Annotated in this window: 14 protein-coding genes; 10 read left to right on the top strand and 4 right to left on the bottom strand. The window is 72.3% G+C overall.

Annotated features, from left to right (window positions below; genetic code table 11):
• Positions 1-98: 98 nt before the first annotated feature.
• Complete coding sequence (locus ACFXDJ_RS20300) at positions 99-1,622, bottom strand: MFS transporter (RefSeq protein WP_384650537.1); 1,524 nt, start codon at positions 1,620-1,622, stop codon at positions 99-101.
• A 141-nt stretch (positions 1,623-1,763) separates the two neighbouring features.
• Here ACFXDJ_RS20300 and ACFXDJ_RS20295 point away from each other — a divergent pair, with 141 nt between their 5' ends.
• Both ACFXDJ_RS20295 and ACFXDJ_RS20290 read left to right on the top strand, forming a co-directional pair.
• Entirely contained in the window at positions 1,764-2,534 is a 771-nt protein-coding gene (locus ACFXDJ_RS20295; RefSeq protein WP_384650539.1) for a TetR/AcrR family transcriptional regulator, read from the top strand.
• A gap of 92 nt (positions 2,535-2,626) precedes the next feature.
• The gene (locus ACFXDJ_RS20290) at positions 2,627-2,905 is read left to right on the top strand and encodes a hypothetical protein (RefSeq protein ID WP_384650541.1); all 279 of its coding nucleotides are present in this window, start codon (positions 2,627-2,629) and stop codon (positions 2,903-2,905) included.
• 11 nt (positions 2,906-2,916) lie between these two features.
• Here the strand turns inward: ACFXDJ_RS20290 and ACFXDJ_RS20285 are convergent, their stop codons facing one another.
• Together ACFXDJ_RS20285 and ACFXDJ_RS20280 are read right to left on the bottom strand one after the other, a co-directional pair.
• Positions 2,917-3,567: an HAD family hydrolase gene (locus ACFXDJ_RS20285; protein WP_384650543.1), complete on the bottom strand. Its 651-nt coding sequence runs from the start codon at positions 3,565-3,567 to the stop codon at positions 2,917-2,919.
• Entirely contained in the window at positions 3,564-5,207 is a 1,644-nt protein-coding gene (locus tag ACFXDJ_RS20280; RefSeq protein WP_384650544.1) for a tryptophan halogenase family protein, read from the bottom strand. Before ACFXDJ_RS20280 ends, ACFXDJ_RS20285 begins: the two co-directional genes overlap by 4 nt.
• A gap of 207 nt (positions 5,208-5,414) precedes the next feature.
• Between ACFXDJ_RS20280 and ACFXDJ_RS20275 the strand changes: the two genes are divergently transcribed.
• A complete protein-coding gene (locus tag ACFXDJ_RS20275; RefSeq protein ID WP_384650546.1) occupies positions 5,415-5,621 on the top strand; it encodes a hypothetical protein in 207 nt (68 codons plus the stop codon).
• Positions 5,622-5,669: 48 nt separating this feature from the next.
• Here ACFXDJ_RS20275 and ACFXDJ_RS20270 read toward each other — a convergent pair whose 3' ends face one another.
• The gene (locus tag ACFXDJ_RS20270; protein ID WP_384650548.1) at positions 5,670-8,624 is read right to left on the bottom strand and encodes a BTAD domain-containing putative transcriptional regulator; all 2,955 of its coding nucleotides are present in this window, start codon (positions 8,622-8,624) and stop codon (positions 5,670-5,672) included.
• Positions 8,625-8,916: 292 nt separating this feature from the next.
• Here ACFXDJ_RS20270 and ACFXDJ_RS20265 point away from each other — a divergent pair, with 292 nt between their 5' ends.
• The 7 genes from ACFXDJ_RS20265 (at position 8,917) to ACFXDJ_RS20235 (ending at position 14,521) form a co-directional block, all read left to right on the top strand.
• Positions 8,917-9,393, top strand: coding sequence for a phospholipase (locus ACFXDJ_RS20265; protein WP_384650550.1), 477 nt, complete (start codon positions 8,917-8,919; stop codon positions 9,391-9,393).
• A gap of 124 nt (positions 9,394-9,517) precedes the next feature.
• Positions 9,518-10,471, top strand: coding sequence for a TauD/TfdA family dioxygenase (locus tag ACFXDJ_RS20260; RefSeq protein ID WP_384650552.1), 954 nt, complete (start codon positions 9,518-9,520; stop codon positions 10,469-10,471).
• Complete coding sequence (locus tag ACFXDJ_RS20255) at positions 10,471-11,301, top strand: 4'-phosphopantetheinyl transferase family protein (protein ID WP_384650554.1); 831 nt, start codon at positions 10,471-10,473, stop codon at positions 11,299-11,301. Before ACFXDJ_RS20260 ends, ACFXDJ_RS20255 begins: the two co-directional genes overlap by 1 nt.
• A gap of 57 nt (positions 11,302-11,358) precedes the next feature.
• On the top strand, positions 11,359-12,234 hold the full coding sequence (locus tag ACFXDJ_RS20250; protein ID WP_384650556.1) for a pyridoxal-phosphate dependent enzyme: 876 nt from the start codon (positions 11,359-11,361) through the stop codon (positions 12,232-12,234).
• Entirely contained in the window at positions 12,228-13,238 is a 1,011-nt protein-coding gene (gene sbnB, locus ACFXDJ_RS20245; protein ID WP_384650558.1) for a 2,3-diaminopropionate biosynthesis protein SbnB, read from the top strand. The genes ACFXDJ_RS20250 and sbnB overlap by 7 nt, the downstream gene beginning before the upstream one ends.
• Entirely contained in the window at positions 13,235-14,245 is a 1,011-nt protein-coding gene (gene sbnA, locus ACFXDJ_RS20240; RefSeq protein ID WP_384650560.1) for a 2,3-diaminopropionate biosynthesis protein SbnA, read from the top strand. Before sbnB ends, sbnA begins: the two co-directional genes overlap by 4 nt.
• Before the next feature lie 57 nt (positions 14,246-14,302).
• A complete protein-coding gene (locus ACFXDJ_RS20235; protein ID WP_384650578.1) occupies positions 14,303-14,521 on the top strand; it encodes an MbtH family protein in 219 nt (72 codons plus the stop codon).
• Positions 14,522-14,549: the final 28 nt, after the last annotated feature.

Genomic DNA, 14,549 nt, shown 5'->3' with positions numbered 1-14,549 from the left:
CTCGGGGTTGGGGTGGCGGCGCGCCGCCGCCTCTGCGGGGGGCGGCGCGGCCCCCCCCCCCCCGCCCCCCCCCCCCCCCCCCCCCCCCGTCAGTCGGGTCAGGCGGCGAGCTCGCTCTCCGCGGCTTCGGCTTCGGCGTCGGCCCCGGCCGCCTCCGTGGCACCGCCCGCCTTGCCGCCCCGCATCACGACGCCCGCCAGCACGGCCGCCGCCAGGACGCCGATCGCGCTGATGGTGAAGGTGGTGGACATCGAGGAGGTGAAGGCCTCCCGGGCGGCCCGCACCAGCCCCGCGTCGCCCTGGGCCGCGGCCAGCGCCCCGCCGATGGACCGCTTCGCCTCCTCCGGGGCCCCGGCCGGCATCCGCCGGGTGAAGCCGCTGGTCAGGAGCGAGCCGAGGATGGCGATGCCGAGCGCGGTACCGGCCTGCTGGATGGTGTCGTTGAGGGCGGAGCCGACGCCCGCCTTGTCCTGCGGGATGGTCCCCATCAGGGCGCCGACCGCGGCCGGCATCGCCAGGCCCGCCCCGAGGCCGAGCAGGCCCAGGGCGACGGCCGGGACGGTGAACCCGGTGTCCGCCGAGACGGTGGTCAGCAGGGCGAAGGAGCTCGCCATGACGACCATGCCGGCCACCACCAGCGGACGGTTGCCGATCTTCGCGGCGAGCCCGGCCCCGGCCCCGTTGCCGATCAGCGCGGCGACGGCGAGCGGCACGAAGGCCAGGCCCGCCTTGACGGGGGAGTAGCCGAGGACGGACTGGAGGTACTGGGTGAGCACCAGCAGCAGGCCGCCGTTGCCGATCTGTACGAGGGTCAGCGAGAGCGAACCGCCGCTGAAGTCGCGGTTCTTGAAGAGGACCAGCGGCACCATCGGTGCGGCGGTGGTGTTCTCCCAGACGACGAACCCGGCGAGGGCGAGCACCGCGACGGCCAGGGTGAGCGCGGAGCGTCCGCCGAAGGCGCCGTGCTGCGGGAGCTCGATGATCCACCAGATCAGGGCGGTCATGCCGACCGCCGACAGCACCGCGCCCAGCGGGTCCGGCTTCTGCCACGGGCCCTTGGACTCCGGCATCAGGGTCAGCGCCGCCACGACGGCCAGCGCGACCACGGGCACGTTGATGAAGAAGATCGAGTGCCAGGAGAAGCGGTCGATCAGCACGCCGCCGAGCACCGGGCTGCCGACCAGCCCGAGCATGGACACCGAACCCCAGGCCGCCATCGCCTTGCCGCGCTCGTCCTCGTCGAAGACGGTGATGAGGATCGACAGGGTCGAGGGCATGATCAGCGCCCCGCCGACGCCCATCGCGATCCGTACGGCGATCACCTCGCCCGGAGTGGTGCAGAAGCTCGCGGTCAGCGAGGCCGCCCCGAAGAGCAGCAGGCCGATGATCATGACCTTCCGGCGCCCGAACCGGTCGCCGAGGCTTCCCGAAGTGAGCAGTAGCCCGGCGAAGACCAGGATGTAGGAGTCGAGTATCCACTGGGTGTCCTGCGCGCCCGCCCCGATGTCGGCGGTCATGGACGGCACCGCGACGGTCAGGGCCATGCTGTCGACGACCAGGACCAGCGTGCTGAGGCACAGCACGACGAGAATCCACCAGCGACGCGGATCACGGGTTTCCATGAGGGCTTTCCTTCCGGCCTGAGCACACTGTTCCTTCGATGCGCACACTGTACGCAGAGCGGAACAGTGTGCGCAAGAGCTCATCCATGTACGCTCAATGCGAACGCCGTACGCACGGAGGAAGCAGAGGAAGGGACCGCCATGCCCAGGAAGCCCACCGCCACCCCCAGCCCCGAGGCACCCGAGGAGGCGGCGGCCAAGTCCCCCATCCCGTCGGTGTGGACCCGCGCCCCGCGCGAGCCCCAGCGGCCGGCGCTCAGCCGGGCCGCGATCGTCCGCGAGGCGGTGCTCATGCTGGACGCGGAGGGCGTGGACGCGCTGAGCATGCGCAAGCTCGGCGCCCGCTTGAACTCCGGCGCGACCTCGCTCTACCGGCACGTCGCGACCAAGGAGGAGCTCATGGAGCTCGCCGTGGACGAGGTGGTCGCCGAAATCACCGTCCCCGCCCCGGACTCGGCCCGCGGGGACTGGCGCACCGCCGTCACCGCGGCCGCGGCCTCCTTCCGTACGACGGCGCTGAACCACCCCTGGCTGGCCTCGGTCCTCGGTCAGGCCGGACTCGCCTACCTCGGCCCCAACCTCATGTCCTTCTCCGAACGGCTGGCCGCCCTGTTCACGGCCGCCGGCTTCCCCGAACCCACCCGCGCCATCGACACCGTGCTGACCTACGTGATCGGGATGAGCACCACCGAGGCCGCCTGGCTCACCACGATCGCCCGCTCGGGCGAGACCGAAGCCGGCTTCGTCGCCCGCCTGATGCCCGCCGCCCAGGAAGCCGCGGCCGGCCACGACCACCTCACCGAGTCCTTCGGACCCACCGAGATCGCCGACCCCGCCGCGATCCGCGAGGCCAAGTTCGCGTACGGCCTGGAAGTCATCCTGGACGGCCTGGCCCTGCGCCTCCCGCACTGACCCCCGAGGGGCAATTCACCCCCGGGGGCGCGTGATCGCCGGAGGCCGGTGGGATCCTGAAGGTCACCCGGAGGGACTTGGAGGACTTGCGGATGGCCTCGCACGGCAGGCAACGGATAATCCTGGACGGCTTCGTGATCGGCGCCGGCCTCTCGGCGGCCGGCTGGTGGGCGGGCCGACACGCCTACGACCACACGGCGTACGTCCTGTGGGCCATGAGCCTGCTGATCGTGCTGATCACGGCGTACCGGGCCGTGGTCCACCGCCACCTGGCCGGCCCCGGCCGGCCCGCCCCGCGGATCCCCCCTTCGCAGGAAGTGCTGCGCCACGCCGCCCGCGAATCCGGAACCGGAACCGGCACCGAGGCCTGACCGGACGGCGGCTACCGCTCGGCGATGAGCTTCGGCAGGTCGCGCATGTCGTGGAAGACGACGGTGCCGTCGCCTTCGAGGCGTTCGCCCGGGGTCAGCCCGCCCGCGTAGCCGAAGGACCGCATGCCGGCCGCGCGGGCCGCGAGGACGCCGGGCCGGCTGTCCTCCACGACCACGCACGCCTGCGGGTCCACGCCCATCTGCCGGGCCGCGTACAGGAACAGGTCGGGCGCGGGCTTGCCGCGGGAGACCTCGGTGGCGCTGTAGATGCGGCCCGCGAACCGTTCGTAGAGTCCGGTGCGGCCCAGGGTGTGCCGCATCTTGTCGTGGGAGCCGCTGGAGGCGACACAGGTCGCCAGTGCGAGCGCGTCGAGCGCCTCCGGCAGGCCGTCGACCGGGGTGAGCCCGGTATCCACGGCCTCGCGGTGGAGCTCTTCGAACCGCTCCGACCAGACCGCGGCGACGTCCTGGCCGAGCCGGTCGGCGACCTGCTCGCGGATGGCGGCGTGCGAGCGCCCGATGAACCGGTCCACGACCTCGCCCTCGGTCAGCGGCCAGCCCAACTCGGCGCCGAGGGCGACCTGGACGCGCGCGGCGATGCGCTCGCTGTCGACGAGCACTCCGTCGCAGTCGAATATGACGAGTTCAATCGGCTTGATCATCCCGGCAGCATAGAACCCGCCGACCGGGTCCGGCCGTGGAGCTGGCGGAGGTACTCGTACGTGCTGGGCAGCGTCTCCAGGAGGTTGCGCTGCTGGCGCTTGACGGTGTCGAAGAGGGGCTCCGCGCCGGCCACCGACTCGGGCCTGTGCGCGAGGGCGGGCATCGGCGCGTCCGGCATCAGGCCCAGTCCGGCGAACACGCAGTAGTAGCTGCCGTTCGTCCACGTGGAACGGCTCCCGGACACCGGGCCGTAGTACGCCGACTCGTCGGTGCCCGGCGCGTCGACGGGCAGGCCCGCCCGGTAGGCGGCGACCTTCTCCCGGATGCCCTCGGGAAGCTCCAGCTCCTTGCCGGCCCGCCAGAAAGGGGTGTCGTCGCGCGGCGCGTAGTGGAAGTGCGCCTGGAGGAAATCGCGGGTGTCGTCGAACATCACCCGGATCTCCCGGTTGAACCGGTCCACGAGGGCGGGCCGGAAGGTGCGGTCCGGGAAGTGCCGCACCAGCTGCTGGACCGCCGTGGTGATGAAGTGGATGCCCGTGGGCTCCAGCGGTTCCAGGAAACAGGAGGAGGGGCCGACGGCGACCACGTTCTTCACCCAGGCCCGCTCGGTGCGGCCGACCCTCAGCCGGGTGTGTTCCACCCGCGTCCTCGCCGGGTCCAGGTCCCACAGCGCGCACAGCTCCTCGGTGGCCTCCTCGCGCGTGGTGAAGCGGCTGGAGTGGACGTATCCGGTGCCGAACCGGCCCGGCATCGGGATCTTCCAGGTCCAGCCGGCCTTCATCGCGATGGCGGAGGCGTACGGCTCGACCCCGTGCGCCGCGTCGTCGTGCGGGACGTCGGCGGTCACCACGCCGTCGCACAGCAGGTGGTCCTCCATGCCGATGAACGGCTCTCCCATGGCCTCGTTGACGAGCAGCCCCCGGAAGCCCGAACAGTCCACGAACAGGTCGCCGTCCAGGATCGCGCCGTCCTCGGTGCGCAGGGCGGTGACGAAGCCCCGGCCGTCCTTGACCACCTCGGCCAGTTCGCCCCGGACGTGGCGCACCCCCAGCCTGGCCACCGCGAAGTCGCGCAGGAAGCCGGCGATCAGCCCGGTGTCCAGATGCCAGGCGTACCGGGTGGCGGTCCGCCCGTCGAGCCAGCGCGGGGACTTCTTGGCGTCCATCACGGGAGGCTCGCGGAAGCAGGCGTAGTCGAAGGGCTCCTTCGTAGTGCCCTCGAACATGCGCTTGAACCAGTAGTGCGACAGCGAGGTCTGGTCGTAGTCCGGCAGCAGCCCGAAGGGGTGATAGAAGTGGTCGGGGCCCTGCGAGGGCAGCGGCAGAGGGCGGGGCCGGGCCTCTCCCCCGCCCCCGGTACGCCAGTTGACGAAGCGGACGGCCATCTGGAAGCTGGCGTCGCACTCGCGCATCCACTCCTCTTCGTTGATGCCGAGGAAGTCGAAGAAGGAGTGCTGCAGGCTCGGTACGGTCGCCACGCCCAGGCCGGGCGGCGGAGCCGAAGCGGATTCCAGCACGGTGATCCCGACCGTGCCCTGGAGCGCCTTGCCGAGGTAGGCGGCCGTCATCCAGCCCGCCGCGCCGCCCCCGAGAACGACGAGGCTTCGGACTCGGGCATCTGCGGCGGCGCTGCGCGGCATGTGCGCTCTCCCTTCCGGACGGCGGTCCTGAGGCTGGACGCACCAGGCTCGTACACGCGCCTATCGGAGATCTATAGCTCCGGCGCACGGGCGTTCCACGACCCTGCCTCCATCGGCACAACATCGCCCCGACAGCGCGGCTCCCTAGCGTCTTTGCTTGTCGCCGACCGCAGCGGCAACGAAGTGGATTCGATGAGGAGACGACGCATGCGAAGCACCCGCACCGCCCCCGCTGCCCTTCTTTCCGCCGTGGTCGCCGCGCTGGCGCTGACGGCGGGGTCGGCCGGAGAGGCGACGGCGAGCGGGCAACTGCTCACCCCCGGCACCGCCGGGGTCCAGGACGAGGTGCCCTGGACCGGGCCGGTCCCCCGTGTGATCGCCGGGGCCGGCGACACCGAGGTCCCCTGGACCTGACCGCCCCGGGGCGCGGACGGCGGCCCGGGCCGCCGCGGCCCCCGCCGCTCAGGCCTCCAGGACGCGGACCAGCCCCTCCGGCGGTACGGGGTCCGACCCCGCCGCCGTGACCACCCGCAGGGCCTCGCCCACCCGCTCCCGCCACACGACCGCGCCGAGCTCCTCGAAGACCGCCCGTGCCGAGGTGAGCCACCGCTCGGCGTCGGCGGAGCCCCGTACCGCCAGGGCCAGGCCCAGGTCGGTTTCGATCCGGGCGCGCAGGAACCGGTCGGACACCTCCTTGGCCACGTCCAGTGCCTGGAGCAGCACGGATTGGGCCGCGTCCCACTGGCCCTGCCGCCAGCGCGCCTCGCCGATGCCGCGCAGGGCGTGCGCCTCCCCGAGGCGGTCGCCGTCCTCGCGGGTCAGCTGAAGCACCGTGAAGCAGGTCTCCTCCGCGCCCGCCGCGTCGCCGTACCTCAGCAGCGCCTCGGCCAGCCGGTAGGTGTTCTGGGTCTCCCCCCGGACGCTGCCGGCCTCCCGGCTCTTGGCGATGGCGTCCGTGCACAGCGCTATCCCCGCCGCGGTGTTGCCCCGTTCCAGCTCCAGCTGGGCGAGCAGGCCCAGGACATGGGACTCGCCCGCGGTGTCGCCGGTCGCCCGGAAGCCCTCCAGCGCCTCCCGCGCGTCCTTGGCGGCGCCCTCCAGATCGCCGGAGAACCGGGCGCACAGAGCGAGGTTGCGCAGGGCCACGGCCCGGCCGTGCACCTCGCCGGAGGCCTCGAACAGCCGCGCGGACCGCAGCAGCACCGGCTCGGCCTCCTCGTACTGGCGCTGGTAGATCGCCAGCGTGCCCAGCGAGCGCAGCATCGTCGCCTCGCCGAGACGGTCGCCGGTGCGGACCGCGGCGGCCAGTGCCTGCTCGGCGCAGGACCGCCACGCCTCCAGGTAGTTGTGGGCCTCGAAGAGCGTGGTGCTGTTCACCGTCAGCGCCCAGGCGTAGCCGGCCGACCGGTCCGAGCCCGCCGCCTGGAGCACCACGTCGACCAGCGCGGTGCGCTCGGACTCCAGCCACTCCATGGGATCGGCCATCAGCTCCTCGACCAGGGCCGCGGGCAGCGCGTACGGGGCCAGCCGCCCGTATCCCATCGCATGGTTGCCGCCGTAGGTGCGCCGGCGCGCGGTGTCCGCGAGGCCCAGCCAGCCGCCGTACGCCCGGGTCAGCGCGGCCCCGCGGTCCTCCTCGCTCTCCTCCGCCTGGGCGCACTCCCAGGCGAACAGCCGCAGCAGGTCCTGGAACCGGTAGCGGGTGGTGGGCCCCGAGGACGGCGCCACTTCGAGCAGCTGCGCGTCGACCAGCTGCTCGATCAGGTCCTCGGCGTCGACGGGGGCGACGTCGATCAGCGCCGCACCCACCCAGGCCGCGAAGTCGGGCACGGTCAGCAGGCCCAGCCGGCGGTACAACTGCCGTGTGGGCCCCGGCAGATCGCGGTAGCTCAGCCGGAAGCCGGCCCGCACCCCGCCCTCGCCCGGGCTCAGCTCGTCCAGCCGCCGCCGCTGGTCCTCCAGCCGGGCGACCAGGCTCCGCACCGACCAGTGCGGTTTCGCGGCGAGCCGCGCCCCGGCGATGCGCAGCGCGAGCGGCAGCCCGTCGCACAGTGCCCCCAGCCGTTCGGCGGCGCCCGGGTCGGCGCCGATCCGCTGTTCGCCCGCCACCTCCCCGAGCAGTGCGGTGGCCTCCTGCGGGGCCATCGCGTTCAGGCCGATGCGCAGGACGGCGTAGTCGCCGATCAGGTCGTCCATCAGGTCGCGGCCGGTGATGATCACGCAGCAGCGCCCGTTGCCCGGCAGCAGGGGCTGGATCTGCCGGAAGGAGCGGGCGTTGTCCAGCACGATCAGTACGCGCTTGCCGCCGAGCACGCTGCGGTAGAGCGCGGCCCGGTCGCCCGGATCGGCGGGGATCTGGTGCGTTGGCACGCCGAGGTCGCGCAGGAAGCGGTCGAGCGTGGTGGCCGGGGAGACCGGTTCGTACGTCTCGTCGTAGCCGCGCAGGTCGGTGAAGAGCTGGCCGTCGGGGAACCGGGCGGCGATCTGGTTGGCCCACTGGACGGCGAGGGCGGTCTTGCCGACACCTCCTATGCCGCTGATCGCGGCCATGGTGAGCGGCGACTGGCCCAGCCGTTCGTCCAGCATCCGGTCGAGGTCGCTGAGCTCCTTGGCGCGCCCCGTGAACGAGGCCGACTCCACCGGGAGTTGGGCGGCGGCGGCCGTGGCGGGCGCCGGCGCGGGGTTGGCGCGCGGCTGGGTGAGCTCGGGGGAGTCGTTCAGCACGAGCTCGTGCAGCCCCTGCAGGACCGAGCCGGGCTCGATGCCGAGCTCGTCGACGAGCAGCCTGCGGCCCTCGCGGTAGACGACCAGGGCGTCGCCCCGCCGCCCCGAGCGGTAGTGGGCGAGCATCAGATGCGCCCGCGCCTGCTCGCGCAGCGGATGCTCCGTCACCAGGGCCGTGAGTTCGGGGATCAGCGCGCGGTGCCGGCCGAGCTGGAGGCGCAGGCCCGCGTACTCCTCGTGGACGTCCAGCCGCAGCTCCTCCAGCCGGGCGGCCTCCTGTTCGATCCGCGATCCGGTGATGCCGTCCAGGGCGCGGCCCCGCCACAGCGAGAGGGCCTCCGCGAAGCCGTCGCAGGCGTCGGCGGTCCGGCCGCCGCGGCTCAGCTCCCGCGCCTGGCGGATCCGGTCCTCGAAGACGACCGAGTCGATGCGGTGTTCCAGCGGGTTGAGGACGTAGCCGGGGTGCGAGGTCGCGATCAGCCCCGCGGCGTCCGCCGCGGCGGCGAAGACCTTGCGCAGTCCGGCGACGCAGATGGCGATCTGGTTGCGGGCGGTGGTCGGGGCGGCGTCCGGCCAGACGGCGTCGATCAGGCTGTCGACGGACACGATCCGGCCGGGCGACAGCAGCAGCATGGTCAGCACGGTCCGCTGCCGGGCGCCGCCCGGCCGCAGGGACTTTCCGTCGACTTGCACGTCGAGAGGCCCCAAAAGCCTGAAGACGACCTCTCGCATCGCCTGGTCCCCCCGGTCTCAAAAATCCTCGCGCGATCCCCCCGACGCACCCGCCAATGTGATCAGTTACCGGCCGGTAGATCCAGGTTGATCACTTCATCAAATGTGCTGTATTCGTGCGCTTCGGGCAAATGGAACAGTCATTCGTCAAAAGGTTCCGTATAGCTGCGACGGGGATCCGCGATATCCGTCTCCTCCAGTCTGGTGGCCCGCCCCGGAGAAATCCCGGAGCCCCGTCCGCTGGAGGATTCTGATGCGCCGTCGCCTCGCCGCCGTTGCCGCCACCGCCATGACCGGCATTGTCGCATTCGCCGGCCCGGCCACCGCCGCACCGGCCGACAAGCCCCAGGTGCTGAGCAGTTGGACCCAGACCAGCGCGGCCAGCTACAACACCTGGCTCGCCGCCCGTGCCTCGCAGGGCGACTGGTCCTCGTACGGATTCGACTGGTCCACCGACTACTGCAGCTCCTCCCCCGACAATCCGTTCGGATTCCCCTTCAAGACCGCCTGCGCCCGCCACGACTTCGGCTACCGCAACTACAAGGCGGCGGGCTCCTTCGCCGCGAACAAGCCGCGCCTCGACGACGCCTTGTACGCGGACCTCAAGCGGGTCTGCTCCGGGTACTCCACCGTCAAGAAGGCCTCGTGCGACTCCACCGCGTGGACCTACTACCAGGCGGTCAAGGCCTTCGGCAGCAGCCCCGCCGTCGACGGCGGCGCCTCCGCCTGACCGGTACGCAGCGGACCGGCGCCGCCGAGCGGCGCTGTAGCGGCCGCATAGGTTTCGGCATGCTCCCCGGCCGACTCTGCGGCTACGCCAGACGAACACGTGCGCAGAGGAGAGGGATCCGACCATGCAGAGCACGGCCGAAGACAGGGCGGGGTCCTGGGCCCCGTTGGAGATCATCGCCGACGGGGCCGGCGGCGACCGGCTCGCCGGGCAGCTCGCCGAGACCGCCGGCGAGGAGGGCCTGGCCGCACTGCTCACCAAGGAGAAGGGAATCGTCCTGCGGGGCTTCGGAATCACCCCCGACGGCCTCCCGGACGTCCTCGACCTGCTGCTGCCCAACCGGCTCGCCTACGTCCACGGCAACTCGCCCCGGACGAAGGTCGGCGGCAACGTCTACACCTCGACCGAGTACCCGCCCGAGTTCACCATCTCCATGCACAACGAGATGAGCTACGCCCACCAGTGGCCCACCCGGCTCGCGTTCTACTGCGAGAAGGCCGCCGCGACGGGCGGCGCCACCCCCGTCCTCGACGCCGCCCGCTGGCTCGGCGCGCTCGACCCCGAAGTCCGCGAGGCCTTCGCCGACGGCGTCCGCTACCTGCAGAACCTGCACGACGGCTACGGCCTCGGGAAGAGCTGGCAGGACACCTTCGAGACCAAGGAGCGCGAGGAGGTCGAGACCTTCCTGTTCTCCTCCGGGGCCGAATGGACCTGGAAGGCGGACGGCGGACTGCGCATCGCCCAGCACCGCCCGGCCACCACCCGCCACCCGGTCACCGGCGCCGAGGTCTGGTTCAACCAGGCCGACCAGTGGCACCCCGCCGGGCTCGGCGACGACACCGCCGCGCAGCTCGCGGCGATCATGCCGGCCGAGGACCTGCCCCAGTCCGTGACCTTCGCCGACGGCAGGCCCATCCCCACCGCCTTCATCGAACAGATCCGCGACCGCGCACTGGACGCCGCCGTCGACGTCGACTGGCGCGAAGGCGACCTGCTGCTCATCGACAACGTCCTGCTGGCGCACGGCCGTCGGCCCTTCACCGGCGCCCGCCGGGTCCTCGTGGCGATGTCCGGCTGATGGGCACGTCAGGGACCCCGCCGGCACTCCGGTCCCCGGCGCTCACCGCACTCCACCAGAACCTGCTCGACACCGGAGCCGTCCACGTCTGGCAGGGCCGAGCCCCCGGCCTGCTGTCACCGGCCGACCGGGCCGTGCTCTGCGCGCAGGAACGCGAACAGCTGCGCGGCATGGCCGCCGGAGCCGGCGTGCACTACGCGGGCGTCCACGCCGCCGTACGCCGGATCCTCGCCCGGTACACCGGAGTGGAGCCCGCCGCGCTGATCATCGGCCGCCGCGCCTGTCCGCGCTGCGGAGGAGCCCCCCACGGCCGGCCGGGCATCGAATGGCCCGAATGCGCGCTGGAGTTCAACCTCTCGCGGTCCGGAGCCCACTGGCTGCTCGCGGTCTCCGCCGGCCGCCAGGTCGGGGTGGACATCGAGGACGGCGGCGCCACCGAGGTCTCCGAGGAGTCCTCGCTCCTGGTCATGTCCCGCTCCGAGCTCGCCCACATCGAGAGCAGGCCGGACGGGGACTCCCGCCGGCAGGCCTTCTTCCGCTGCTGGACCCGCAAGGAAGCCGTCCTCAAGGCCAGCGGCGTCGGCATCGTCGTCGACCTGCCGGGCGTCGAGGTACGGCCGGACTCCCGCCCCACGGCGCTGGTCCGCCATGCCGAGCCCACCGGTCCCTCGGTCTGGCGCGTCGAGGACCTCCCCTTGGCCGCGCCCCTGTTCGGGGCGGTGGCACAGGAAGCGGCCGGCGCGGGCCCCGTCGTCCACCACCACCTCCCGGAGACGGACGGGGAGACGGACGGGGAGGCGGACGCAGGGTTTCGCATAGATGGCTGGTAGAGACCGCCCGCACATTGGTCCAGGAATCCCCGCGGTCCAGGGAGAGAGAGGGAAAGAGTGAACCAGGCCGTACACCGAGGAATCATCTCCACCATCGGGAGCACCCCGCTGGTGGAGCTGACCGGCCTCCTCGACGGATTCCCGTCCCGCGTCTTCATGAAGATGGAGCGCCACAACCCCGGCGGAAGCATCGAGGACCGCACGGCGCTCTCCCTGGTCCGGGAGGTGATCCGGCGCGGGGCGGGAGTCCCGGAAGGCTCGCTCGCCGTCGAGATCTGCACCCCCGAACTCGCCGTCTCCCTCGCGCAGGTGTGCCGCTACTACGGCTTCGACTTCCTCGCCCTGCTGGAGGGAGGAGCCCCGGACCCCTTCCCCGCGCTCCTCACCGCCTACGGGGCGCGCTACGAGGCCCTCGCCCCCGGCACCGCCCGCGAGCGGATGGCGGAGATCACCGCCACGGTGGCCCAGGCGTTCCGGCTCAGCACCAGCGCCGCCCCCGTGTGGCCGCAGGACGACACCGACACCATGCGGGAGATCGCCGAGGCCCTGGAGGACCGGGTCGACCTGGTCCTGTGCGATCTCACCTACCCGCGCACCCTCGGCGGCTGCGCCGAGTTCGCCCGGATCCAGGGACTGGGCACCACCGTCGTCGGGGTCAGCCGGGGGCCCGGGCCGGTGCCCACCGGCCCGTTGTCGATCCCCTTCGGCGTCGACGACGTGGTGCGGGTCGACCAGAAGGACGCGGCCCTCATGCGGGAACGGCTGCTGAGCGCCGAGGGACTGCTGGCCGATTCCACGGCGGGCGCCGCCGCCGCGGCACTCCTCCAGCTGGCCCACCGGATTCCCGCCGGATCGAACTGCGTCATCGTCGCTCCGGCCGGCGGGGACCGCTGCCCGGAGAACTTCGAGCATAAGGATGCGACACCATGCTGATTCTGCGTCACGCCGACGTCCGGCAGATACTGGACGGGCAGGAACGCCTCGTGGTCGACGTCGTGGAAACGACGTACAGAACCCATGACGAAGGCCGCACCACACTGCCGCACTCGATATTCCTGCGTTTTCCGGACGCCCCGCGTGATCGCATCATCGGACTTCCCGCGTTCGTCGGGGGCGACGAGCCCGCGGCCGGGATGAAATGGATATCGTCCTTTCCCGGAAATCTCGAACTGGGGCTGGAACGCGCCAGTGCGGCGATCATCCTCAACGAGGCCGGCACCGGCCGTCCGGCCGCCCTGGTCGAGGGCTCGGTGATCTCCGCCAAGCGGACCGCCGCCAGCGCGGCCGTCGCCGCGCGGCTGCTCACCGCCGAGGCGGACACCCACGGCGCCGCACTCATCGGCTGCGGGGTCATCAACCGGGAAGTACTGCGCTTCCTGCGCTCGGAACTCCCCCTCCTGCGCCGGGTCACCGTATACGACCAGGACCCGGCCCGCGCCGCGCTCTTCGCCCGCCGAGCCGCCGAGTTCCACGGACCCGGCCTCGCGGTGACCGTCGCGGACACGGTCGGCGAGGCCCTCGCCGCCCACCGGCTGGTCTCCCTCGCCACCACCGCCGCCGCGCCCCACCTGGACCTCGCGCCGCTCGCCCCCGGATCCACCGTCCTGCACGTCTCGCTGCGCGACATCGAGGTCGAGGACATCCTCGCCGCGCAGAACGTCACCGACGACACCGACCACGTCAGCCGCGAGCAGACCTCGATCCACCTCGCGGAACAGGCCACCGGAAACCGGGACTTCGTGGACGCCGAGATCGGCCGGATCCTGCGCGACCCGTCCTCCTTCCGCCGCGACCCGTCCCGCACCCTCGTCTACTCCCCGTTCGGACTCGGCGCCCTCGACATCGCCCTGGCCTCCCGGGTCCACGCCGAGGCCGCCGCCAAGGGGCTGGGCGTCGAGGTCGAGGGCTTCCTCCCCGGGGAGAGCCGCCACTCATGAGGCCTGGACGACGCGCCCTCGCCCAAGGGCTGCGCGAGACCATCGGCTCCACCCCGCTGGTGGCACTGGACCGGCTCCTGCCGGACTTCCGGTCCCGGATCTACGCGAAGATGGAACGCTTCAACCCCGGCGGCAGCATCAAGGACCGCACCGCCCTGCGCCTGCTCGCGGACAAGGTCGCCGCCGGCGAACTCGAACCCGCCCGGTCGGTGGTCGTCGAGTCCAGCTCCGGCAACCTCGGAGTGGGACTGGCCCAACTGTGCCGCAGCTTCGGCCTGCGCTTCGTCTGCGTCGTCGACGCCCGCACCACCGCACGCAACATCGCGCTCCTGCGGGCGTACCGGGCCGAGGTGGAGATCGTCACCGAACCCGACCCGCAGACCGGCGAGTTCCTGCCCGCCCGGCTGCGCCGGGTCCGGGAGCTGACCGAGCTGCTCCCCGGCGCCTACTGGCCCAACCAGTACACCAACCCGCTCAACCCGATCGCGCACCACCGCACGATGGAGGAGATCGACCGCGCCCTCGGCGGCCGCGTCGACTACCTCTTCTCCGCCGTGAGCACCTTCGGAACCCTGCGCGGCTGCGCCGAGTACATCCGCGCGCACGAACTGGACACCACCGTCGTGGGCGTGGACGCCGAAGGCAGCGCCATCTTCGGCAACCCGCCCGGCCCCCGGCTGCTCCCCGGCCACGGCGCGGCCATCCGGCCGCCGCTCGCCGACCTGACCCTGGCCGACGAGGTGGTCCACGTGTCCGACCTCGACAGCGTCGCCGCCTGCCGCCGGCTGGTGCGGCGCGAGGCCGTCCTCGCGGGGGCCTCCTCCGGAGCCGTCGTCGCGGCCCTGGAACAACTCGCCGACCGGGTCCCGGCGGGCTCGCACTGCGTGCTCGTCTTCCCCGACGGCGGGGACCGCTACCTCGACACCGTCTACTCCGACGCCTGGGTCACCCGGCACTTCGGATCCGTCTCCCACCTCTGGGAGACCCCCCTCACCACCTCCGTGTGACGTCCGACGACCACCTATCCAGCCATCTGGCCTCTCCAGGAGACATCCATGTCATCCATGTCCGAACAGCAGTCCGCCCCGGCCGCCTTCCGCGTCGTCCACAACGACGAGGAGCAGTACTCGGTCTGGTGGGCCGACCGTGACCTCCCGGCCGGCTGGCACGCCGAGGGCACCGAAGGCAGCCGCGAGGAGTGCCTCGCGCACATCGACGAGATCTGGACGGACATGCGCCCGGCCAGCCTGCGCCGCCGCATGGCGGAGCAGGCCGCGAGCTGATCCGCCCGACCGCGGATCCGCCCCACCG

The sequence above is a fragment of the Streptomyces sp. NPDC059443 genome (assembly GCF_042750105.1).
In the GTDB taxonomy this organism is placed as follows: Bacteria; Actinomycetota; Actinomycetes; order Streptomycetales; family Streptomycetaceae; genus Streptomyces.
Note: the sequence above shows the minus strand (reverse complement) of the source record. Positions and strands in the feature narration are given on the sequence as shown.